Annotated in this window: 16 protein-coding genes and 1 riboswitch; of the genes, 9 read left to right on the forward strand and 7 right to left on the reverse strand. The window is 67.5% G+C overall.

The genetic code is table 11. From position 1 onward, the window contains the following. Positions 1–24 precede the first annotated feature (24 nt). Together FA89_RS05075 and FA89_RS05080 are read left to right on the forward strand one after the other, a co-directional pair. Positions 25–2,682, forward strand: a complete 2,658-nt coding sequence (locus FA89_RS05075; RefSeq protein ID WP_036138827.1) for a sensor histidine kinase — start codon at positions 25–27, stop codon at positions 2,680–2,682. Then, positions 2,679–3,383 carry a response regulator gene (locus FA89_RS05080; protein ID WP_036138829.1) on the forward strand — a complete coding sequence of 235 codons (705 nt, stop codon included), beginning with the start codon at positions 2,679–2,681 and terminating at the stop codon, positions 3,381–3,383. Before FA89_RS05075 ends, FA89_RS05080 begins: the two co-directional genes overlap by 4 nt. A gap of 36 nt (positions 3,384–3,419) precedes the next feature. Here the strand turns inward: FA89_RS05080 and FA89_RS05085 are convergent, their stop codons facing one another. Then, positions 3,420–4,226 carry an AraC family transcriptional regulator gene (locus FA89_RS05085; protein ID WP_036138831.1) on the reverse strand — a complete coding sequence of 269 codons (807 nt, stop codon included), beginning with the start codon at positions 4,224–4,226 and terminating at the stop codon, positions 3,420–3,422. Positions 4,227–4,369: 143 nt separating this feature from the next. Here FA89_RS05085 and FA89_RS05090 point away from each other — a divergent pair, with 143 nt between their 5' ends. The 5 genes from FA89_RS05090 to FA89_RS05110 all read left to right on the forward strand — a co-directional run bounded on the left by FA89_RS05090 (position 4,370) and on the right by FA89_RS05110 (position 9,401). Further along, the gene (locus FA89_RS05090) at positions 4,370–4,612 is read left to right on the forward strand and encodes a hypothetical protein (RefSeq protein WP_036138833.1); all 243 of its coding nucleotides are present in this window, start codon (positions 4,370–4,372) and stop codon (positions 4,610–4,612) included. A gap of 77 nt (positions 4,613–4,689) precedes the next feature. Beyond that, on the forward strand, positions 4,690–5,148 hold the full coding sequence (locus FA89_RS05095; protein WP_036143713.1) for a MarR family winged helix-turn-helix transcriptional regulator: 459 nt from the start codon (positions 4,690–4,692) through the stop codon (positions 5,146–5,148). 23 nt (positions 5,149–5,171) lie between these two features. Then, the gene (locus FA89_RS05100; protein ID WP_036138836.1) at positions 5,172–6,635 is read left to right on the forward strand and encodes an efflux transporter outer membrane subunit; all 1,464 of its coding nucleotides are present in this window, start codon (positions 5,172–5,174) and stop codon (positions 6,633–6,635) included. 24 nt (positions 6,636–6,659) lie between these two features. Then, positions 6,660–7,862: an efflux RND transporter periplasmic adaptor subunit gene (locus FA89_RS05105; protein WP_036138839.1), complete on the forward strand. Its 1,203-nt coding sequence runs from the start codon at positions 6,660–6,662 to the stop codon at positions 7,860–7,862. Positions 7,863–7,874: 12 nt separating this feature from the next. Next, entirely contained in the window at positions 7,875–9,401 is a 1,527-nt protein-coding gene (locus FA89_RS05110) for a DHA2 family efflux MFS transporter permease subunit (RefSeq protein WP_036138842.1), read from the forward strand. Between the two features lie 5 nt (positions 9,402–9,406). On the opposite strand, the gene FA89_RS05115 is transcribed toward FA89_RS05110, so the two are convergent. Next, complete coding sequence (locus tag FA89_RS05115; RefSeq protein WP_036138844.1) at positions 9,407–10,333, reverse strand: NYN domain-containing protein; 927 nt, start codon at positions 10,331–10,333, stop codon at positions 9,407–9,409. A 193-nt stretch (positions 10,334–10,526) separates the two neighbouring features. Beyond that, positions 10,527–11,060 (reverse strand): acyloxyacyl hydrolase, encoded by a 534-nt coding sequence (locus tag FA89_RS05120; RefSeq protein ID WP_036138845.1) that lies wholly within the window; start codon positions 11,058–11,060, stop codon positions 10,527–10,529. 189 nt (positions 11,061–11,249) lie between these two features. On the opposite strand from FA89_RS05120, the gene FA89_RS19105 reads away from it, so the two are divergent. Both FA89_RS19105 and FA89_RS05130 read left to right on the forward strand, forming a co-directional pair. Further along, positions 11,250–14,255: a putative bifunctional diguanylate cyclase/phosphodiesterase gene (locus FA89_RS19105; RefSeq protein WP_051938549.1), complete on the forward strand. Its 3,006-nt coding sequence runs from the start codon at positions 11,250–11,252 to the stop codon at positions 14,253–14,255. Between the two features lie 77 nt (positions 14,256–14,332). Then, positions 14,333–15,718 carry an MATE family efflux transporter gene (locus FA89_RS05130; RefSeq protein ID WP_051938550.1) on the forward strand — a complete coding sequence of 462 codons (1,386 nt, stop codon included), beginning with the start codon at positions 14,333–14,335 and terminating at the stop codon, positions 15,716–15,718. Positions 15,719–16,061: 343 nt separating this feature from the next. On the opposite strand, the gene FA89_RS05135 is transcribed toward FA89_RS05130, so the two are convergent. The 4 genes from FA89_RS05135 to FA89_RS05150 all read right to left on the reverse strand — a co-directional run bounded on the left by FA89_RS05135 (position 16,062) and on the right by FA89_RS05150 (position 23,925). Further along, a complete protein-coding gene (locus FA89_RS05135) occupies positions 16,062–19,229 on the reverse strand; it encodes an efflux RND transporter permease subunit (RefSeq protein ID WP_036138849.1) in 3,168 nt (1,055 codons plus the stop codon). A gap of 144 nt (positions 19,230–19,373) precedes the next feature. Continuing rightward, on the reverse strand, positions 19,374–21,281 hold the full coding sequence (locus tag FA89_RS05140) for a TonB-dependent receptor domain-containing protein (protein WP_036138851.1): 1,908 nt from the start codon (positions 21,279–21,281) through the stop codon (positions 19,374–19,376). 158 nt (positions 21,282–21,439) lie between these two features. Beyond that, positions 21,440–21,673: riboswitch (cobalamin riboswitch) on the reverse strand. Between the two features lie 41 nt (positions 21,674–21,714). Further along, positions 21,715–22,863, reverse strand: coding sequence for an N-acetylglucosamine-6-phosphate deacetylase (gene nagA / locus FA89_RS05145; protein ID WP_036138854.1), 1,149 nt, complete (start codon positions 22,861–22,863; stop codon positions 21,715–21,717). A gap of 27 nt (positions 22,864–22,890) precedes the next feature. Further along, positions 22,891–23,925 carry an SIS domain-containing protein gene (locus FA89_RS05150; RefSeq protein ID WP_036138857.1) on the reverse strand — a complete coding sequence of 345 codons (1,035 nt, stop codon included), beginning with the start codon at positions 23,923–23,925 and terminating at the stop codon, positions 22,891–22,893.

Here is a 23,925-nt window from a genome sequence, read left to right on the forward strand (position 1 = left end):
CCCCACTCCTCCCGGCCACACCCCATGAACGATGTGCGAGACGCCCGCGCCGACGCGCTGCTCAACGCGGTGAACGAGGAGGACGGCCAGCGGCTGAAAATCTTCCTCGGCGCCGCGCCCGGCGTGGGCAAGACCTTCGCCATGCTCTCGGCGGCGCGGGACCTGAAGCGCCAGGGCATCGACGTGGTGGTGGGGCTGGTGGAGACGCATGGCCGCAGCGAGACGGCGGCGCTGCTGGAGGGCATCGAGGTGCTGCCGACGCGGCCGGTGCGCTATGCCGGTCGGGAGTTCCGTGAGTTCGACCTGGAGGCCGCGCTGGCGCGCAAGCCGGCGGTGATCCTGGTCGACGAACTGGCCCACACCAATTTGCCCGGCGGTCGCCATGCACGCCGCTGGCAGGATATCGCCGAACTGCTCGATGCCGGCCTGGAGGTCTACACCGCACTCAACGTGCAGCATGTGGAAAGCCTCAACGACCAGGTGCGGCGGATCACCAACGTGGCCGTGCGCGAAACGGTACCCGACGCGTTCCTCGACCGCGCACGCGACATCGTGCTGATCGACCTGCCGCCGCGCGAACTGATCGCCCGGTTGAAGCAGGGCAAGGTGTACGTGCCGGAAACCGCCGCCGTGGCACTGGACGCGTTCTTCTCGCCGACCAATCTGGCCGCCCTGCGCGAGCTGGCCGTGGAAACCGTGGCCTCGCACGTGGACAGCGACCTGCGCGAGCACATGCTGGCGCGCGGCGATGCGATGCCCGTGCGCCGGCGGGTCATGGCGGCCATCGACGGGCATGGGCAGAGCGAATACCTGGTGCGGATCACGCGACGCATCGCCGAGCGCCGCGGTGCGCCGTGGAGCGTACTGTTCGTCGACCGGGGCGGCATGGACGGCGCCCGCCGCGAGCGCGTGGACGCGGCGATGCGCCTGGCCCGTCGCCTGGGTGGCGAAGCGGTGATCCTGCGCGGGCATGCGGTGGCCGACGAGCTGATGGCCTGGGCCGATCGCGAAGGCGTGGGCCAGATCATCGTCGGCCGCACGCGCGAACGGCCCATCGCGCGCCGGCTGGGCTATTCGCTCACGCAGCAGCTGCTCACGCGCGGCGCGCACCTGGAACTGACCATCGTGGCCACGCCGACGCAGCGCGCGCAGTCGCGCCGGCGGCTGCGCGTGGAGGATGCGGGGTCGCGCCGCGACTACGGCTTCGCCACGGCCACCATCGCGGTGGCGATGGCGTTATCGTTCATCGCCGACCGCTTCCTCTCCGTGGCCAACCTCTCGCTGATCTTCCTAACGGCGGTGCTGATCGTGGCGGTGCGCACGCGCATGGCCGTCGCGGTCTATGCCGCGCTGCTCAGCTTCTTCGGCTACAACTTCTTCTTCGCGCCACCCCGCTACACGCTGGCCATCGCCAATGCGGACGACGTGCTGGCGGTCACCCTGTTCCTCGTCGCCGCACTGGTCTGCAGCCGCCTGGCTACCCGGCTGGCCGGGCAGGTGACCTCGCTACGTGCAGCGCAGGTGCGTGGCCGGGCACTGGTGGCGCTGGGCCAGCAGCTGGCCACCAGCGCGGATGCCGACGCCGTGCGCGTCGCAGGCGCGCAGGCGCTGGCCCGTGCGCTGGACATCGATGTCGCCATCCTGGCCCGCGATGCCTCGGGCGCGCTCGTGGTTGCCAGTGCCGCGCCGGCACCGTTTCCGCTGTCGGCCCAGGACATGGCGGCGGCGGACTGGTGCGAGAGCCATGCCGAGCCTGCGGGTCGCTATACCGACACGCTGCACGGTGCGTCGTGCTGGGTGCTGCCGCTGGGCAGCGAGCAACAGCGCGGCGGCGTGGCGGCGCTGCGTTTCCCGCCGGGCACCCGCGAGCCGGATGCCGACCGCCGGGGCCTGGCGCTGGCGATGATCCAGGATATCGGCCAGGCGCTGGACCGCGCGCGCCTGGCCAGCGAACTCGAAAGCGCGCGCGTGCAGGGCGAGACCGAGCGCCTGCGCAACGCGCTGCTGTCGTCGGTCTCGCACGACCTGCGCTCCCCGCTGGCGTCCATGATCGGTTCGGCGGGCACGCTGCTCAGCTACGAGGACCAGCTTCCGGCCAGCGAGCGCCACGAACTGTTGCAGGCCATCCTCGGCGAGGGCCAGCGGCTGGATCGCTACATCCAGAACCTGCTGGACATGACCCGCCTCGGCCACGGCACGCTCAAGCTCACGCGCGACTGGGTGGATGCGGGCGAGATCGTCGCCGCCGCGGTGTCGCGCATGCGCAAACTGTTTCCCGAGGTGCGCGTCGACGTGCACCTGCCGCGCGACACGATCCTGCTGCACGTGCATCCGGCCCTGGTCGAGCAGGCGCTGTTCAACATCCTGGAAAACGCCGGTCGCTTCACGCCGCCCGGCGAGCCGGTGCGGGTCACGGTCAGCAGCGAGGTCGGCCGCCTGCGCGTCGACGTGGCCGACCGGGGGCCGGGTATTCCGGAGGACGAGCGCGCGCGGATCTTCGACATGTTCTATTCGGTCTCGCGGGGCGATCGCGGCGGCAAGGGCACCGGGCTGGGCCTGGCGATCTGCCGCGGGATGATCGGTGCGCACGGTGGCAGCGTGGAGGCCTTGCCCCACGTCGGCGGAGGTACGACCATCCGGGTCTCGCTGCCCCTGCCGCCGCCCCCCGACGAGACCGCATGACTCCGACTCCCTCGGCTCCCCGTGTCCTGGTGATCGACGACGAGGCGCAGATCCGCCGCTTCCTGGACATCGGCCTGCGCGCCGAGGGCTACCAGGTGCTGCTGGCCGCCACCGGCCAGGAGGGCCTGGGCCTGGCGGCCACGCAGTCGCCCGATGTGGTGGTGCTCGATATCGGCCTGCCCGATCTGGAAGGCCACGATGTGCTGCGCGAGATCCGCCAGTGGAGCCAGGTACCCGTGTTGATGCTGTCGGTGCGCGACACCGAGGCCGAGAAGGTCCGCGCGCTGGATGGCGGTGCCAACGATTACGTGACCAAGCCGTTCGGCATCCAGGAACTGATGGCGCGCCTGCGCGTGCTGCTGCGCCAGGCGGCGAAGGGCGGCGAGGCCGAAGCCGCCGTGCGTTATGACGACGGCCGCCTCGCCGTGGACCTGGCCCGGCGCGAGGTGCTGCTCGACGGCACGGTCGTGGCGCTCACGCGCAAGGAATTCGCCGTGCTGTCGCTGCTGGTGCGGCATCCGGGTCGGGTGGTCAGCCAGCAGCAGATCCTGCGTGACGTGTGGGGGCCTACCCATACGCAGGACACGCATTACCTGCGCATCGTGATGGGCAAGCTGCGGCAGAAGCTGGGTGACGACCCGGCCGCGCCGCGCTGGCTGAAAACCGAACCCGGCGTGGGCTACCGTTTTCCGGCCGGCTGAGCCGACCGCAGCGGACCCGCCGGGGCACCGTCGGGCTCAGGCGCCGGCCGCCTGCCTGGCGAGGTAACGCCCCGGGGAATCGCCGAACGCCTTGCGGAACATCGCCACGAACGCGCTCGGCGTCGCGTAGCCCAGCGCATCGGACACCACGGCCACCGGCTCGCCCGTGGCCAGCCGTTCCAGCGCGCGGGTCAGGCGCGCCTGCTGGCGCCACTGCGCCACGCTGCACTGGGTTTCCTGGCGGAAGATGCGCGTCAGCGTGCGCGTGGACATGCCGGCCCAGGCCGCCCACTCCTCGATGCTGCGGGTGTCCTCGGGGTGTTCGAACATGGCGACGGCCACGCGGCGCAGGCGGCGGTCGCTCGGCATGGGCAGGTGCAGCGACTCCACCGGCGCACGCTGCAATTCGTCCAGCAACACCGCGAACAGGCGCTCCCGCGCCGGATCGGGCGCGAAGATCTCGACTGGCCAGGTGGCCGCGCGCTTGATGATGGAGCGGACCAGGTCGTTGACGCCTACCACGCAGGGCCGGTCCGGCAGGCCGACCGCGGCGCAGGGCGCGATGAAGACGCCCCAGGCATGGGTCGGGCCGGTCATGCTCACCGTGTGCCTCGTGCCGGGCGGCATCCAGCCGGCGCGGTGCGGCGGCAGCAGGTACGAGCCGTGCTCCGTGCGATTGGTGACGAAGCCTTCTTCCACGTAGAAGAATTGGCCGCGTACATGGCTGTGCCAGTCGACCTCCATCAGCGGCAACGCGCCGCGTGCCTCGTAGGCGACCAGCGGCGGGCCGTCGGCTCGTTCGAGCAGGGCGTGGATCACCTCGTGGTCCCGGCTGGAATGCATGTTGGCCGATGCTCGCTATAAATTGGCCGAGTAACGATATCAGGCCTATACCCGTCATGGCTAATATCTGCCTACTCAAGTATCCAAACGCTTGCCGCCGAAATCTGCGGCCCCAGGCGGGATACCCGACGAAGGAGACACCCATGATCCGTCTCGTCACAAACGATTTCAGCGAGGCCGGTGAAGGCCAGGAAGCCGGCGAAGCCCTGGTGACCTTCGTTGCCTGCGCCCACGCCATGCTCGACCCCGGCACCCCGGAAGACCAGGTGCGGCGCCTGGAACCGAGGCTGCTGGCCCAGTTGCCTACCCTGAGGGCGCTGGGCGTCTTCGACCTTTTCGAGGTGCGCGACCCCGCCCTGGCGGCCCTTCTGGCCGATGAATCATGAGGTAAAGCCGTCACGGTAATATATGCCGAACGCATATTTGCCTTGACAACTATATTTAGGGCAATAGAATGCGTGGCATGTCCACGTCTTCGTTCCCGCTCTGCGACACGCCCGACAGCCTCGGTGCCCTTATCGGCATGGTGCGCAGCGAAATCGTCCGGGCGATCGAGTCCGACCTGGCCGCACAGGGCACGGACCTGAAGTTCACGCAGTTCCACGTGCTCAAGCGCCTGGCCACCGCCGGCCCGATGACCGCCACGGAACTGGCGCGTGCCGTGGACCTGGACGGCGGCGCCATGACGCGCCAGCTGGACCAGCTGGAAACCAAGGGATACCTGCGCCGCCAGCCGCACGAGCAGGACCGCCGCGCACTGCGCATCGACCTTACCGAGGCCGGCGTGGCGCTATGGAAACACTTGCATGAAAGCAACATCGCCACCCTGGAACGCGCCCAGAAAACGCTGACCCAGGACGAGCGCGACCAGCTGCACGACTACCTGGGGCGCGTGCTCAACGCGCTTCGCGAAAAGAACTGAACTTACGTCCGAGGCAAAACGCAATGCGTCTGCACACTCTCGTGGCGGCCGTCGGGGCCGCGTTGATCCTCTCCGGCTGCGTCACCAGCCGTGGTCTGGATCCGCAAGGCACGCTGACCGATCCGTCCACCCTTCACGCCGGGCGCAGCCTGGCGAAGGTTCCCGTTTCCCCGGCCGGCTGGCCGGCGGCTGACTGGTGGACCGGACTGGGCGATAGCCAGCTCACCTCGCTGATCGAGGAAGCCCTGAAGGACAACCCCGACCTGGCAACGGCCAGCGCCCGAGTGCGCCAGGCCCAGGCGCAGGCCGGTTCGGCCGATGCCACGCGCAGTCCCACGCTCAGCGTGGGCGGCGGCGTGGCCGGCGCGCACCTGCCCGGTTCGTTGCTGCCCGATCCGCCCGGCAACCACTTCTCGTGGACCAAGTACGGCTACGGCAACTTCAACTGGGACCTGGACCTGTGGGGCGGGCGTCGCGCCGCCTTCGAGGCGGCCGTGGGCTCGCAGCGGGCCGCCGAGGTGGACATGCGCGCCGCGCGCATCGAGATCTCGACCAACGTCGCCCGCGCCTACGTGCAACTCGGCTACGGCTTCACCCAGCTGGACGTGGCCCACGCCGAGCTGGACCGCACCCATGCGTCGCAGAAGCTGACCGTGCAGCGCGTCGCCGCGGGCGTCGACAACCAGATGCAGGTCAAGCAGGCGGACAGCGAAGTGGCGTCGGCCGAACGCGAGGTGGCGGTGGCGCAGCGCGCCATCGACAGCGCGCGCAGCTCGCTCAGCGTGCTGCTGGGCAAGGGCCCCGATCGTGGCCTGGACATCGTGCGTCCCGCCGCCTTGAGCCCGGCCGCCGTCGCCATCCCGGCCAACCTGCCGGCCGACCTGCTCGGCCACCGTGCCGACTTGGTCGCCGCGCGCTGGCGCGTCGAAGCCGCCTCGAAGGACATCGTCTCGGCCAAGGCGCGTTTCCTGCCCAACGTGACGCTGGGCGTGCTCGCAGCGCAGCTGGCCGGCGGATCGGACAACCTGTTCGCCTCGCAGGCGCGCTTCTGGCAGGTGCTGCCCGCGTTCTCGCTGCCCATCTTCGACGGTGGCCGCCTGCGCGCCAACCTGGCCGGCAAGGATGCGGACTACGACCTGGCCGTCGCGCAATACAACACCACCCTGGTGCGTGCGCTCAACGAAGTGCAGGACGAACTGTCCGCGCTCGACTCCCTGGCGACGCAGATCCAGGCCCAGCAGCGGGCGCAGGACGCGGCCCAGCAGGCGTACGACCTGTCGCAGCAGCGCTACAAGGCCGGCGTCGGCAGCTACCTGGAGTCGCTGGTGGTACGCCAGCAGCTGCTCGAGGCCGAGCAGCGCACGGCGTCGCTGAAAGCACAGCAGGTCGATACCTCCGTCCAACTGATCCAGGCGCTGGGTGGCGGGTTCCGCCCCTCGGCCGACGACGCATCCGTCGCGACCGCCAGCACGCCGGCAACCCCTTAAGAAATCGTCCCGAGGCCGCTTCCGATGTCACAAGAAACCACCGCCCCCGCCGGCGCGCCGCCCCCGAAGAGCCGTCGCGGGTTCTTCCTCAAACTGCTGTTGCTCGTGGTCGTCCTCGCCCTCATCGGCTGGGTGATCTGGTACTTCGTGGACGGTCGCTGGTATGAAGATACCGACGACGCCTACGTCAACGGCAACGTGGTGCAGATCACCCCGCAGATCGCCGGCACGGTCACCTCGATCGGTGCCGACGACGGCGACCTGGTCCACCAGGGCGACGTGCTGGTCAAGCTCGATCCCAGCGACGCCGAGGTCGCCCTCGAGAGCGCACGCGCCAACCTCGCCAACACGGTGCGCCGCGTGCGTGGCCTGTACAACAACGTGACCTCGGCGCAGGCCGACGTGGCGGTACGCCAGACTGCGGTGGATCGCGCCCGGCAGGATTACAACCGCCGCCGCGACCTGGCCAAGTCGGGTGCCATCTCCGCCGAGGAACTCTCGCACGCCGCCGACACGCTGACCTCCGCGGAAAGCAGCCTGGCCTCCGCCAAGCAGTCGTACAGCAGCAACAAGGTGCTGGTCGACGACACCGTCGTGTCGTCCCACCCGGATGTGCGTGCCGCCGCCGCCAAGCTGCGCTCTGCGTACCTCGACTTCGTCCGCGCGACCCTGGTGGCGCCGGTGGACGGTTACGTCGCCAAGCGCAGCGTGCAGGTCGGCCAGCGCGTGCAGCCGGGCGCGGCGCTGATGGCCGTGGTGCCGCTGCACGAGGTGTGGATCGACGCCAACTTCAAGGAAACCCAGCTGACCCACATGCGCATCGGCCAGCCGGTGGACGTCACGGCCGACGTGTACGGCGGCGACACCGTGTACAAGGCGAAGATCCGCAGCCTGGGCGTCGGCAGCGGCAGCGCGTTCTCCATCCTGCCGGCGCAGAACGCCACGGGTAACTGGATCAAGATCGTGCAGCGCGTACCGGTGCGCGTGGTGTTCACCGATCCCAAGCAACTGGACGACAAGCCGCTGCGCCTGGGCCTGTCGACCAAGGTCACGGTGTCGCTGCACGACCAGAACGGCGCGTTGCTGGCGAAGCAGTCGCCCACGCAGCCCGAGTTCAGCACGCCGATCTACGACAAGCAGCTGGCCGATGCCGACAAGGACATCGCGCGCGTGATCCACGAGAACACGTCCGCGGGTGAAGGCGCCGAGCAGCAGGCCCCGAAGTAAGGGAGAGGGCTCATGAGCACCGAATTTCGACCGCCCAACCTGGCGCTGTCCACGGTCGGGCTATCGCTCGCGACCTTCATGCAGGTGCTCGATACGACGATCGCCAACGTGTCGCTGCCTACGATTGCGGGCAACCTGGGCGTCAGCTCCAACCAGAGCACGTGGGTGATCACCTCGTTCGCGGTGAGCAACGCCATCGCGTTGCCGCTCACCGGCTTCCTCACCCGTCGCTTCGGCGAGACCAAGCTGTTCGTGTGGGCCACGCTGCTGTTCTCGCTGGCGTCGTTCCTGTGCGGTATCGCGCAGAGCATGACGATGCTGATCGTGTTCCGTGCCATCCAGGGTGCGGTGGCCGGCCCGATGTACCCGATCACGCAGAGCCTGCTGATCTCGATCTATCCACCGGCCAAACGCGGCATGGCGCTAGCCCTGCTGGCGATGGTCACCGTCGTGGCGCCCATCGCCGGCCCCATCCTGGGCGGCTGGATCACCGACAACTACACCTGGCCGTGGATCTTCTTCATCAACGTGCCCATCGGCATGTTCGCGAGCTTCGTGGTGGCCAACCAGATGAAGGGCCGGCCGGAAGTGACCGAGAAGCCGAAGGTCGACTACGTGGGCCTGATCACGCTCATCATCGGCGTGGGTGCCTTGCAGGTGGTGCTCGACAAGGGTAACGACGAGGACTGGTTCAACTCGCCCTTCATCGTGGTGACCGCGATCGTCGCCGCCATCGGCCTGGCCGTGTTCCTGATCTGGGAACTGACCGACAAGGACCCGATCGTCAACCTGAAGCTGTTCCGTCATCGCAATTTCGCCATGGGCACCCTGTGTCTGGTGCTGGCCTACGCGGCGTTCTTCGCCATCGGCCTGCTGGTGCCGCAGTGGTTGCAACGCAACGTGGGGTATACCTCGACCTGGGCAGGCCTGGCGGCGGCGCCGCTGGGCATCATCCCGGTGATCCTGACGCCGTTCGTGGGTAAGTATGCGCACAAGTTCGACCTGCGCGTCCTGGCCTCGGGCGCGTTCCTGGTCATGGGCGCGACCTGCTTCATGCGCTCGGACTTCTACCTGCAGGTGGACTTCTACAGCGTGGCGATGGTCCAGCTGATCCAGGGCCTGGGCGTGGCGTTGTTCTTCATGCCGGTGCTGAGCATCCTGCTGTCCGACCTGCAACCCAGGGAGATCGCCGCAGGCTCAGGCCTGGCGACCTTCCTGCGTACGCTGGGCGGCAGCTTCGCCGCGTCGATCACCACGTTCCTGTGGGATCGCCGAGCCATCGTGCACCACGAGCGCCTGGCGGAGAACTTCACCCCGTTCAACCCGAACACCACGCAGGCCATGGCCCAGATCGGTCGAGGCGATCCGCAATACGCCGCTTCGTCAGTCAACGCGATGATCACCAACCAGGCGTACCAGATCTCGTTCAACGAGGTGTTCTACCTGCTTGGCTTCGTTTTCGTGGCGCTGATCTTCGTGGTGTGGCTGGCCAAGCCACCGTTCGCGGCCAAGGCGGGGCCGGCGGCTTCGGGGCATTGAGAAGGCTAAAACCGTGCCACCTTCAACCCGAAGTCGTCAGCATATCTATCCATGTAAGCACGTAGTTCGTCCGCTTCCTCTTCCGTGCTCGTCATTTCTATGGGAACGCGGCCGCCCAAGTGCGCCTGAGCGCTATTCAGCCACTTGAGTGCGCCCCCCCTGCTTCGTCTTACACGTGTCGCTTCGATCAGGATAGGTTCTAGAAGGTCAGGCCGTGGATACCACGAGATCGGCCGATGGACGGCCTTGTCGTTCCATCGCACCATGTTCGGCAAGTGGGCTGCGGCGAGTTCACTGTCAAGAATACTGGAGCGGGTCCAGTCGGCCAGCCTGGACAGGTCGCCGTTGGGCGATCGCTGACGGTGACGGGTGGGCACCACCAGCCCTAGCGTCGCTGCACCCTCGTTCTTGATCATCTGAAAGCACGGTGCCATGTCGGTGTCATTCGACACAATGACAACGTGCCCTACGTCACCCTTGACCACATCCCGATAAGCATGAAGGGCAAGGGACACATCCGACTGTTTCTCCTCGACCTTCCAAATATCGATCAGTGGCGAATCGGGGATATCTACACCCTCGATGACCTGACGCGCTCGAACCGGGCGCAGGTCGTAGTAACCCTTGATGACCTGTATGGCATCGCCCAGATGCCCTGCGAGCGCCTGATGGTAGGCCGTTTGGCAAGCGAGAGAATCGTTCGCCTTCGCCAGTTTCGGGAGGATCGGCGCCGTGAAGAACTTCAGAGCGAGCGGCGCCAATCGATACGGCCGAGGAGCGCCATCATCTGAACTGAACGACGTACGGATGACGTGATCGATCAGCGCGAGTGGATTCAGCCACTTATCATGCGACCGTTTCAAGCAGCCGTAATATAGGTTGTATCCGTCGATGTAGACCCGCGTGAGCGGCCCTGACGCATCCGTGCTCATTTCCCATCTCCATATACGCAAAAACCGCCCGTTTTACGGGGCGGCCTTTGCCCCCAAAGCTTTCCGCGTTCTTGTCGCAGAGTCACTTCGGGTTAGTCGTTGGCTCCAATCATAGTCACATCGACCAAGCTGTCAATGCCGCCTATGGATCGCAAGCCTCGGCTGAGAACAGACTCAAGCCTGAAGGTTGACGTCAGATATCGAACCCAATGCCCACCAGCCCCATCGTCTCGCCGCGGTTCGGCTCCTGGAAGCTGCCGTTGGAGATATGGCGGATCTGGAAGCTGATGTTCTTGTACTGCCAGCCAAGGGTGCTGACGAACTCGTAGCCGCTGGACAGTGCCTGCGTGCGCCCGCCCGCCGTGCCGGCGACCTGGAAGCTGAAGAAGAACGGACGGTACCAGTCACCCTCGCTGCCGTAGTGGAGGCGCGCACCGGCAGCGCCTACCCAGACATTGTTGGTGACGCCGGGACGGGACTGCTCGTAGCGACCGATGTCGCGACCCTTCACGTAACCGATCGACACGTCGGGTGACCAGGTGAAGCGGCTGCCCCCCATCGGGCGGGCGTCGAACACCGACTCGATGAAGAAGACATTGGTGCCGTAACTGTCCATGTAGCTGCGGCCACCCTGCAACTCGATGTGGGTTTCGGCGGCCGCGGGGATGGACACGGCGGCAAGGGAAAGCGCGGCGAGAGCGCCGAGGGCGAGGCGGGACGAACGCATGGCGGGGGAGGGTCCTTGTGCTGGGACGTGTTTATGAACCGGATGGTTCTGTAAATAGTGTTGAGCGAGCGTGAAAAAAGGGGGAGGGCTAAATCTTTCTCGTTCAAGCGGCGTCCTTTGGTGCCGTTACAGGACGACGAGGCTTCGCGAGGGCGGGCCAGGACTACGACCCGAGGAGGCGGCAATACGGTGGCGACCGCGACGGCACAGGGGGCGACAAAGACCCGCGCCCATACCATCCGTCTGGCGATCTGGGCCGTTTGTGTCGTGCTTTCGCTCGGCATCGCCGCGCTGGTCGCGGGCCTGCAGATGCAGGAATACGCGCGCATGCTGGCGACCAGTCAGCGTCAGGTCGCGGCGTCGGCCAATGGTGTGGTCAGACTGCTCGACCAGCAGGTGGATGCCAGCCTGGGCCCCCTGCTGGCACTGCGTAACGAGGTCGATCGCCCAGATATTTCGGAGTTGCGCATCCAACTTGCCGAGGTGCAGGCGCGGCACCCGGAGTTGCCCAATTTTCTGGCCCTCGACGCGCGCGGTACGGTCATCGCCTCCACGCACACGCCGGTCTACGACTGGGTCCCGATGCTGGCCGCTCCGCGGCGGATGGCCCTGGGTGCCAGCGTCCGGGTAGCCATCGGTGAGACGGAAGGGTCCGGATCGGCCTTACGCATCCTGGTGGACTCCCGAGTGGCGGAGCCGGCCGCCTTCGGTACGGTGATCCGCGCGGAGCGCATGCGCGACGCGATGCGCCTGACCATGCTGGGCAACACGGCCGAGATGACGATCTTCTCGCCGTCCGGCCGTGTGTTCACCAGCAACGGCGGTGGGCCGGTCAGGGCATGGACCGCGGGTAACGTGGTCCCCGGCAGCACGGGCTTTGTCGAGGACCCGGAGCGTATCGCGGCTTGGGCCGCCTCGACCGTCTACCCGTTCGTGGCTCGTTCTTCGGTCGATCGCTCGGCGGTTCTGGCGGACTGGTGGACGCAGGCCCGGCAGACCCTGCTGGCGACGCTGGCCTTGGTGCTGCTCATCCATCTCTTCGCCACCGCGTTCGACCGGGCCTACCGGAAGCAGTCGCGGCTGTTCGATGCGTTGTCGCGCACGGCGCGGCACCTCGGCGATGTGCAGCGCACCGGCCACATCGGCTTGTGGGAAGCCGACCTGACCTCCGGCGAGATCGTCTGGTCCGGCCAGGTCCATGAGATCACCGGCTATCCGCCCGAGCGTGTGGTGGTACGTCGTGGCACGTATTACCGGCTGGTGCATCCTGACGACCAGGCTGGCATCACAGCCTGGGTGGACCGTTTCGCCACGGAAGACGGCCCGCTGGAGTTCGAGCACCGGCTGTGTCGCCTCGACGGGCGCGAAGTGCGGGTCGCCCTGCGCGCCTCGCGGATCACCGACGAGGACGGCCGGCCCGTCCTGGCCGGTACGATCGCCGAGGTCACCGTACTCCACGAAACGCGCCGCCGGCTGGAGGATACCGATCGCGACCTCGCCGCCAGCGCCGCCGCCTATCGTCAGTTGCTGGCCCGCGTGCCGCTGCCGCTGGCCATCGTGCGGGACGACGGTATCGAGTACGCCAACCCGCGCGCCGAAGAGCGGCTGGGCAGCAGCGGTGAGACCCTGGTTGGCCGCCGCGTGGACGGCTTCATGGACGACGACGCGCTGGCGGTGCTGCGTGCCGGGTCACCCGATGGCGCCAACCTCATCGCGTGGCTCAATCCCGACCACGGCATGCCGTTCGAGGCCGAGCTGGCCCTGTCCGATTACCGGGACACCAAGGGCGACGGCACGCTGGTGATCATGCGTGACGTGACCGAGCAGCGCCGTTACGAAGAGCGCCTCAACCACCAGGCCACGCACGACGAACTGACCGGGTTGCCCAACCGGCGCGCCCTGCGCGAGAAACTCGACGAGCTGGTGACCGATAGCGTGCGCGAGGGCTCGGGCCTGATGGTGCTGTTCATCGACCTGGACCACTTCAAGGTCATCAACGACGCGCTCGGCCATGCGCTGGGCGACCAGGTGCTGCGCGACGTCACCCTGCGCCTGGGCGATGCGCTGGACGGCCTGGGCCATGTGGGCCGTTTCGGCGGCGACGAGTTCGTGGCGATGCTGCCCTTCACCAGCCATCCGGCGACGGCCATGGAAGTGCTGCCGCGTATCCAGCGCGCCATCGAGGAGCCGCTGACCGTCGGTGGCACCATGCAGCGCCTGAAGTGCAGCATGGGCGTGGCCTTCGCCATCCGCGACGGCGCCGATGCCGATACGTTGATCCGCAATGCCGACACGGCCATGTACGTCGCCAAGCGCTCGGGCCGGCACACGTGGAAGCGCTACGCGGCGGACATGCACGCCACCGCCATGGCGCGTCTCACCGTGCTCACCCGGCTGTCCGGCGTCAACCTGGACAACGAACTGTCGCTGGCCTGGCAGACGCAGCACTCGGGTGACGATGGCCGGGTGATCGGCGTGGAAGCGCTGTTGCGCTGGCCGTCCGCACCGGCGGATCTGGCCGGCAACGACAAGCTCGTGCCCCTGCTGGAAGAAACCGGCGCCATCGTGCAGATCGGCCAGTGGGTGCTGCGCGAGGCCTGCCGCCAGCAGCGACTGGTGTTCGATCGCCTGGGCCCCGGGTGCCGCATCGCGGTGAACGTCTCCGCCCAACAGCTGGTACACACCGACCTGGTCGCGGAGGTGCGCATGGCCCTGGCCGAGACCGGCGCCAGCGCGTCCTCGCTGGAACTGGAACTGACCGAAAGCGCATTCATGCAGGAGCCCGAGCGCGCCATCCGGACCCTGCACGAGCTGCGCGCCATGGGCGTGAGCATCTCGCTGGACGACTTCGGCACCGGCTACTCCAACCTGACCTACCTCTCGCGGTTGCCGCTGGACAAGATCAAGGTGGATCGCCACTTCACCGCCAGCCTGCTCGACGACGATGTCGACGCATCGATCTGCCGATCCATCATCTTCCTCGCCCGCAGCCTCAACCTGGAAGTGGTGGCGGAAGGCGTGGAAACCGAAAGCCAGCGGCGCTGGCTGCTGGGCGAAGGGTGCGTGGCGATGCAGGGCTACCTGTTCGCCCGTCCGGTGTCGATCGACGCGCTGGAAGCCAGCCTGTGCGGCAACGGCGCCGTCGAGGACTGGTCGTCCGCGATGGTCGCCACGGGCTCGCCGGGCGGCGATTGACGCACGGTTTGCTCCGGGTAAAACTGCGTCCTCCTTCCCCTTCGGCCGTAGCCATGCCCATCCATCGGCGACGAGGCGTGACCTCGCCGCGTGGCACGCTGACCGAAGGCCCGATCGTCAGCACGCTGTTGCGTTTCTCGCTGCCCATCCTGGGCGCCAACGTGCTGCAGTCGCTCAATGCGTCGGTGAACGCGGTCTGGATCGGCCACTTCCTCGGCGAGGCCGCGTTCGCTGCGACGTCCAATGCCAACCTGATCCTGTTCTTCCTGCTGGGCGTGGTCTTCGGCGTGGGCATGGCCACCACGATCATGGTCGGCCAGACGCTGGGGGCGAACGACGTGCCCGAGGCGCGGCGCGTGGTGGGCACGGGGCTCGGTTTCTTCGTCGTGATGTCGCTGCTGGTCGCGCTGGGCGGCTTCGTCGCCACGCCGGTCATGCTCGCCGCCATGGGCACGCCGCACGACGCGCTGCCCTATGCCACGGCGTACCTGCGCATCATCTTCGTCGCCCTGCCGGCGATGTACCTGTACACGTTCCTCATGATGACGCTGCGTGGCGCGGGCGATTCGCGCACGCCCTTCGCCTTCATGCTGTTGTCCGTGGTGCTCGACGTCGCGCTCAATCCGCTCTTCATCTTCGGCCTGGGCCCGGTACCCGCCATGGGTATCGCGGGCTCGGCGGTGGCTACGCTGATCGCGCAAGTGGTCTCGCTGCTGGCGCTGGTCGGCTGGCTGTATCGGCGACGCCATTTCCTGTGCATCGGCCGCCATGAGCTGCACCTGTTGCTGCCCCGGCCCGTGCTGCTCAAGCAGCTGCTGCTCAAGGGCCTGCCGATGGGCGCGCAGATGATCGTCATCTCCTCGTCGGCCATCATCATGATGTCGCTGGTCAACCGGCACGGTTCGCAGACCACGGCGGCCTACGGCGCCGCCGCGCAGTTGTGGACCTATATCCAGATGCCTGCGCTGGCGATCGGCTCGGCGGTGTCGTCGATGGTGGCGCAGAACGTGGGGGCGCGGCGCTGGGATCGCGTCGCCGGCATCGGCCGCGCGGGCATCCTTACCAATTTCCTGCTCACCGGCACGCTGGTGCTGGTGATCTACCTGTTCAACCGGGCGGCGCTGGCGCTGTTCCTGGGCGAAGACAGTTCCGCCATCGGCATCGCACAGCATCTCAACCACATCGTGGTCTGGTCGTTCCTGCTGTTCGGCGTCACCTTCGTGATGTTCGGCGTGGTGCGCGCCACCGGCGCGGTGATGCTGCCGCTGGTGGTGCTGGTCATCGCGATGTGGGTGGTGCGCTATCCGTTCGCCGCGCTCCTCGAACCGTACTGGGGAGCCGACGCCATCTGGTGGAGCTTCCCCGTGGGTTCGCTGGTGTCGCTCGGCATCACGGCGGTGTATTACCGCCGAGGTAGCTGGAAGAATGTGGGGATGTTGCCTGTGGGGGATGCGTCGGTCTGATTACGGCGATGTAGCTTGCCGACGTATCGCACCGACGTATCGCGACGACATATCGCGACGACGTATCGCGCACATCGTGCGCTCCTACATGCGGTGCGGATGGATTTGCCGTGGTGGAGGGTAGGAGCGGACGATGTCCGCGAACCCTAGACGCGCATGCTGCGAATGAGGCCATGCACCAAACCATGCCGGCGTTTCCGTGCGCAAAACAAAGTGCTCTTGCGCTTTGTTCGCTTGTCCAACGTCAGAGCCGCTTCGTTGGGGGCACGGAAACGCCGACAGGACGGTTTGCATGGCTTCAGTCGCGGTAGATACCGTGACGGTTCGCGCACATCGTGCGCTCCTACATGCGTTGCTTGCGAAGGCGTTTCCAGCGCTTGTAGCGGCGCTTGAGCATGCGGCGATGTATCCGCGTGGCCTTGCGCTCCTTGCGGTCGTGGTTCCACAGGTAGATGGCGGGCGTGCTCAGCAGGGTCAGCATCTGCGAGACCAGCAGGCCGCCGACGATGGCGATGCCCAGGGGGCGACGCATCTCCGAGCCCACGCCGAAGCCGATGGCCAGCGGCAGTGCCGCGCCCATGGCGACCAGCGTGGTCATCGTGATCGGGCGGAAGCGCACCAGCGCGGCCTGGCGGATGGCCTCCACGGGAGACATGCCGTGCTCGCGTTCGGCGACCAGGGCGAAGTCGACCATCAGGATCGCGTTCTTCTTCACGATGCCGATCAGCAGCAGCACGGCGATGATCGCCATCAGTGTGAGCTGGGTCTGAGTGACCAGCATCGCCAGGAAGGCGCCTGCACCGGCCGCCGGCAGCGTGGAGATGATCGTCAGCGGATGACCCAGGCTTTCGTAGAGGATGCCCAGCACGATGTACACGGCGAGGATGGCGCCGATGAGCAGCACCATGCCGTTGGACTGCGCATCGCGCATGCGCTGGTTGGTGCCTGTGACGTCCATGCGCACGCCCGCCGGCAGGCCGATCCGGCGTACGGCTTCTTCGGCCAGGGCATTGCCCTTGTCGGGCGTGATCTTCGGCGCGAGGTTGTACGTAATGTCGGCCGATTCGAGCTGGTTCTGGTGCGTGATCGCGCTGGGCGTCGCCACCGGCTTGATGGTGGCCACGGCCGAGAGCGGAATCATCTTGCCGACGGTGTTTTTCACGTAGGTGTTGAGCAGCGTGTCCGGGCTCAACTCCTGCGCTGCCGCGGCGGTAAGCACCACCCAGTACTGGTTGACGTCGGAGTAGATGATCGATACCTGGCGCTGGCCGAAGGCGTTGTACAGGGCCGAATCGACCATGCCCATGCCGACGTTGAGCCGGCCGGCCGCATTGCGGTCCACGGAGAGCATCTGCTGCTTGCCGACGATGTCGAAGTCGCTGCCGACGTCGCGGAACTCCGGCATGGCCCGCATCTGCCGCACCAGCTTCAGCGTCCAGGGTTGCAGCGGCTCGCCGCCGGTACTGACCAGCTGGAAGGAATACTGCCCGCGATTGCTGTTGCCGCCGTTGCCGCCCAGAAACTGCATCGGGTTCATGAACACCTGGACATCGGACAGCTTGTCGTACTCCTTGCCCTTGCGATCCAGGAACTCCTTCATCGACTCGTGGCGCTGCCCGGCGCCGCTACCCTTGGGCTTGAGATCGATGAACATCGTGCCGTTGTTGCCCACCGCGGCGCCGTCGTTGCCGCTGCCCAGGATCGTGGTCACGTCCGCCACGGCGGGATCGCTCTGCATCATCTCGCCGACCCGCTTGAGCCGGCGCGACATCTCCGTCGGGGATATGTTCGCGTCCGCGGTGACCTCGGCCTGGAGCATGCCGGTGTCCTCGTCCGGCATGAAGTTGCCGCCGGCGGTCTTCACCACGGCGAAACCCAGCCCGAACGTCGCGACGAGCAGGATCAGCGGCTGCCAGCGCATCACCCGCCGATGCCGCATGGCCCAGTCCAGGCCACGCGAGTAAAAGTGCAGGAACCCGCGATCGAAGCGCTCCAGCGCGCGTTCCATCCGACCGGGCTGGCGCCCGGGCGCATCGTGCTTGAGATAGCGGGCACACAGGGCCGGTGTCAGCGTGAGCGATACGATGGCGGAGATCAGTACCGCCGCGGCCAGCGTCACGGAGAACTCGCGCAGCAGCTTGGTGATGAGGCTGTTGCCGAACAGCAGGGGCGCGAACACGGCCACCAGCGACAGGGTGATCGACATGACGGTGAAGCCGATCTCGCGGACGCCATCCAGCGAGGCAGGCATCGGCTTGGATCCGTTCTCCATGTGCCGCACGATGTTTTCGATGACCACGATCGCATCGTCCACGACAAAGCCGATGCACAGCACCAGCGCCATCAGCGACATGGTGTTGAGCGTATAGCCGAGCGTCCACATCACCACGAAGGCGCCCGCCAGCGACAACGGCACGCTCAGCGTGGCGATGAGCGTGGGGCCGAGCCGGCGCAGGAACACCATCATCACCAGGAACACCATGACGATGCTGATCAGCAGCGCCACCTTCACCTCGTGCAGCGCCGACTGGGTGGTCTGGGTCAGATCGAAGATGGGGGTGACCTTCGCATCCGCCGGTAGCAGCGAGCGGAACCGGGGCAGCGCCGCTCGGATCGCGTCCGCGGTAGCGATGGAGTTCGCTTCCGGCCGCTTGCTCATCTGCATGGTGACCGCGCGCTCGCCCTGGAACCACGCGGCCTGGTACTGGTCCTGCTGGCCGTTGTAGACCCTGGCGATATCCGAAAGGCGCACCGGCACGTTGTCGCGCACGGCGATCAGTATCTTGCCGAAGTCCTTCGCGTCGCGCAGGCTGTCGGTGGCCGTCACCGTCATCTGGCTGTGGCCATCCGAGAGGACGCCCTGCGGCGAGGTGACGTTGGCGGCACTGAGCGCATTGGAGACGTCGTTGGCGGTCAGTCCCTTCGACGACAGTGCGCGCGTATCCAGTTCCACGCGCACCGCGTGGGGCGTGCCACCGAACACCTGCACGCGTGACACGCCTTCGATCTGCGCCACGGCCGGGCGGATGAGCGTGTCCACCACGTCGTAGAGCTTGTCCGGCGGCAGCGTCTTCGAGGTGAAGGTCACCAGCAGGACGGGGATCTGGCCGGTGTCGAACTTGAAGTACTGCGGCGGCGTCGGCATGCCGGCCGGCAGGTCGGCGGCGGCCGCGTTGATCGCGGCCTGCACGTCACGGGCGGCCGCATCGGTGGAGCGCGCCAGGGTGAAGCGCAGCCGCACGAAGCCGCTGCCCTCCGAGCTGTTCGAGTACATCTGGTCCACGCCCGGGATCTGGCCGAGGTGGCGCTCCAGCGGGGCGACGATGGTCGAGGCCACGGTCTGCGCATTGGCACCGGGCATCTGGGCCTGGATGAACACGGCAGGCACTTCGATGGACGGCAGCGCCGCCACACCCAGCAGCATGTAGGCGATGGAGCCGCACAGCACCAGCCCCGCCGCGAGCAGCGAGGTTCCGATCGGTCGGCGGATGAAAGGTGCAAAAACGTTCACGACACTTCCTGTGATCGCGGGAAGCATACCCGCGCCCACAGACTTTATGACGTTCCCACGGTTTCGTGGCGTGTGCCTTTAGTGGGGCCCCTGCCGGAAGGCAGGGGTACCCCGTTTGCCGGCGGGAGCCGCCGGCGGGCCGGATCAGCGCAGGGGCGAGAAGCGCAGGGTCAGGTAATACGTGCGGCCCAGCTGGTTGTAGTACGCCGCCGTTTCGTAGCGTTTATCGGCAACGTTCGCGACGCGGCCCTGCACGCTCCAGGCATCGTCCAGGTGCCAGGTGGCGCGCACGTCGGCTGTCGTGTAGCCGCCGAGGCGGGTGTTGTTGAGCGCGTCGTCGTAGCTGTAGCCCGAAGCGTAGACCGAGCCGCCGAGCGTGAACGCACCCAGGTCCTTGTCCAGGTCTACCCGGCCGGTACGACGGGGGCGGCGCGGCAGCAGGTTGTGCTTCTCCGTACCGCTGTCGAGGTCCAGCGGCTGCTGCAGCGTCAGGTAGCCACGCACGTGCCAGCCATCCAGGTCGGCACCCACCTGGCCTTCGACGCCGCGCAAGCGCGCCTTGCTCACGTTGATCGGCACGAATAGGGGGTCGAAGCCGATCAGGTCGTCGACATGCGTCTGGTAGGCATTGACCGCCCAGGTCCAGATGCCGGGACGGCTGGACAGCCCGATCTCCGCCGTGCGTGACGTCTCCGGCTTGAGTTCCGGTGCGGGCTGCCCGGTAAACCCATACGGGTAGTACACGTCGTTGAAGGTCGGCGCATGGAAGGCGGTCCCGTACGAGGCCGTGATCTTCATGCCGTCGTCGAAGCGGTAGCCATAGGCGGCCGAGCCGGTGGTGTGGTTGCCGAACTGAGTGTTGTGGTCGTGGCGCGCGGACAGCTGGATCTCGTGCGGGCCGAACACGCCTTGGTACAGCGCGAACACACCGGTGTTGTTGCGGGTGTCCTTCAGGTAAGCCGTATCGCTGTCGAGCTTTTCCTGCTGGTAATCGACGCCGGCGGTGAGCGTCTGCCCGGCGGCCAGCGTGATGTCGTTCTGCCAGGAGGCCTGGTTGCGCTTGGAGTACAGGTAACCCGTGCGCACCTTGTCGGCGCCGGTGACGAGGTTGCCGAGGCCGTCGTAGTACTTCTTCTGTGTACCGTTGAGGTAATTGTCCGCGCGGTCCTGGTTCTGGCCCAGGCTGACCGACATGCGCCAGGCCGACATCACGTCGAACGCCAGCTTGGCGCCGGCCACCTGCTGCGAGCGCCGGGTCAGGTTCTGGAAATCGCCGTCGTATTCGATGTCGCCCTTGCTGCGCAGCCAGCTGCCGGTGAGTTCGGTGCCGTTGTCCCAGCGGTAGCCGCCCGAGAGCGCACCGTTGTAGGTGCGGTAGGCGTCGTGGTCCGGCTCGTCGGTGAAGCAGCCCTTGAACGCGTCGGCCGCACCAACGCGGCAGGCGTTGATCCCGGCGGTGTACTGGCCGCCCAGGCTGGCGTTGTACCAGCCATGCGTGGTGCCGCCCGAGAGACCCACCTGCCCGGCGGTGTAGCCGTGGCTGCCGCCGCCGATCGACAGGCTGGGCGTGGGCGCTTCGCCGGCCTGGCCGCGACGGGTGAAGATCTGGATGACGCCGCCGATGGCATCCGAGCCGTACAGGCTGGAGCGCGGGCCACGGACCACCTCGATATGGTCGATCTGCTCGACCGGCAGCTGCTCGTAGGCGGGCAGGCCGGCACCCACGGTGCCCACGCGCACGCCGTCCACCAGCACCAGCGTGTGTGCCGAGTTGCTGCCACGCATGAAGAGCGAGGTCTGCTGGCCCAGGCCGCCCGTGTTGGTCATGGTCACGCCGGGCAGGCCGGCCAGCAGGTCCTGCACGTTGCGGGGCTGCAGGCGCTCGATGTCCTCGCGGCTGATGACGGTGACCGGGGCCAGCACTTCGTCCAGTGGCGTGGGCGCGCGGTTGGCGGTGACCACCACCGGGTCGAGGGTGCCGTTGGGTGCGTCGGCCGCATGGGCAGCGACGATCGTCGACAGCAGGGCCGTCGCGAGCAGGGTTTTCTTCATGGAACGGGTTTCCTCCGCCGCTGGTGCGGCAATGCGTAGCCTCAACAGGCGCGCGGGAGGACACAACGACGAACGGCACCACGGGCAACACCCGGATGACTGTCCGGATTCGCCCTCCGCGAATCGCCGATAACGGGACGGCGCCCGCGCTTAAAAGCGCAGGATTCGCCGATCGGGCCGGTCTCCGGACTCGCGCTGGCCCGAGGGCATCGCACCGGCGCCTTCCCGCTTGCGCAGTGGCTGTGGCCGGTGGATGGAGCCGTTCTGGGCGGCTCCTCACGCTTACCGTTGCGGGGGCAGTGCCGGCCTTGCCACATGTGTGGCGCACCGGCTTCCCGTTTCATCCCCGCCCGCTTCAGGCCGGCGGGGACACCCGAACAACGCAATGTTAACGCCTGGCCCGCGCGGAAGCGAGCCAGTGCGGGGCGACGGATCAGGCGGCGTAGACGCGCTCGCCGCCGATCCAGGTTTCGGCCACCGTGTGGTCGTCGTCCATCACCACGAAGTCGGCGCGATAGCCCGCCGCGATATGGCCGTGGGTGGCTTCCAGCCCGAGGAAGGCGGCCGGATAGGTGGAGGCCATGCGGGCCGCCTCGTCATAGGCCACGCCAACCATCTCCACCGTGTTGCGCACGGCGGTGGCCATGTCCAGCGCGGAGCCGGCCAGCGTGCCGTCGGCCGTCTGGCAGACGCCGTCGCGGACGGTGATCGTCTCGCCCTTCAGGACGAAGTTCGGATCGTCCGACCCCACGGGTGGCATGGCGTCGGTGACCAGCATCATCTTCTGCGGCGCCTTGGCCGCGATGGCGACACGCAGCGAACTCGGGTGCACGTGGTGGCCGTCGACGATCAGGCCGCACCAGCTGGCGGCGTCTTCCAGCGCGGCGCCGACCACGCCGGGCTCGCGGCTGGTGAACGGCGTCATGGCGTTGAACAGGTGCGTGAAGCCACGCACGCCGGTCGCCAGGGCCTGGCGGGTGGTGTCGTAGTCGGCGGCCGTGTGGCCGGCCGCCACGATCACGCCGTGGGCGACCAGCTGTTGCAGCACCGCGGCCGAGGCGCGCTCGGGCGCCAGCGTGAGCAGCGTGACGCCGCCGTGCCGCCGGGCGACCATGGCTACGTCGTCGGCGTCGGCGATACGGAACTTGGCCGGATCGTGCACGCCCTTGCGCTCGGGCGCGATGAACGGGCCTTCGAGGTGGATGCCGAGCACGCCCGGCACGCCCTGGGCCACCGCGTCGTTCACCGCATCGATGGCCTTCGCCATCACCGCGGCATCGTCGCTGATCAGGGTGGGCAGGAAGCCGGTGGTGCCGAACTTCGCGTGCGCCTGCCCGATGCGACGGATGGTGTCGACGGTGGGCACGTCATTGAACAGCACGCCGCCGCCGCCGTTGACCTGGCAATCGATGAAACCGGGCAGCAGCGTGCGGCCACCGAGGTCGTGACGCTCGGCGGCGCGCACGCGGGGATCGGACGGCAAGGCCAGCCCGGTGATGGTGCCGCCGTCGACCAGCACGGCAAAGCCACCCTGGAAGCCGTTATCGGTCAGCACACGGCCGTTGACGAGGGCGATGGTCATGGCAATTCCTATACGTGGGGCGAGAGGTCAGACGGTCTCGGTGACCTTGTTGAGGTGCGGCGGCACGTCGGGGTTGAAACCGCGTGCCAGCGCCAGCGCGGCCGTGGCGCGGTAGAAGCTCTGCACGGTGATCAGCGGTGCGGCGATGGGCGCGGTGGCGACCAGGGGCAGCACGCCCTCGCCCGTGGCGCCGGGTGCGGCGATCCACACATTGGCGCCGCGCTTGCGGAACTCCGCCGCGATCTCCAGCACGCCGGGCAGCGTATCGTCGTTCTGCGCGAAGAACAGCACGGGGAAATGCGGGCCGACCAGGGCCATCGGGCCGTGCTTCACCTCGGCCGCGCTGAAGGCCTCGGCGTGCAGGTTGCAGGTTTCCTTGAACTTAAGCGCGGCTTCCAGCGCGCCGGCAAAGCCGAAACCGCGGCCGACCACGAACAGGTTGTGCGCATCGACCAGGCCCTCGGTAAGTGCCGACCAGTCCGCGTCCCAGCCCTGGCGAAGCTGCGTGGGCAGGGCGGTGATGGCGTCGGCGATCTCGGCGCGGCCGCTCCAGCGGGCGGCGATGTGCAGGATCGCGAACAGCGCGCCCAGGTAGCTCTTGGTCGCGGCGACGCTGGTTTCCGGGCCCGCGTGCAGCGGCACCACCACGTCCGCCACGTCGGCCAGCGGGGAATCCACCACGTTGACCAGGGCGACCACATAGGCGCCGGCCTTCTTCGCGGCCTCCGCGTTGCGCACCAGGTCGGGGCTTTTGCCCGACTGCGAAACGGCGAGGTACAGCGCGCCATCGAGGCGCTGTGCCGCGTGATAGATGGAGGTGACCGACGGCGAGGCCGATGCGGTCACCACGCCCAGTTGGGTTTCGAACACGTACTTGGCGTACATCGCCGCGTGGTCGGAACTGCCGCGGGCGCAGGTGATGACCATGCGCGGGGGCTGGGCACGAAGCCGGTCGGCAAGGGCGCCGATCACGCCTTCGTTGAGGGCGAGTTGCCGTTCGACTACCTCGGCCGTCTCGTGCGCTTCGCGGTACATCAGGGTGTCTTGCGGCTGGGTGGTCAT

Origin of the sequence: Luteibacter sp. 9135, from assembly GCF_000745005.1 — a bacterium.
GTDB lineage: Bacteria > Pseudomonadota > Gammaproteobacteria > Xanthomonadales > Rhodanobacteraceae > Luteibacter.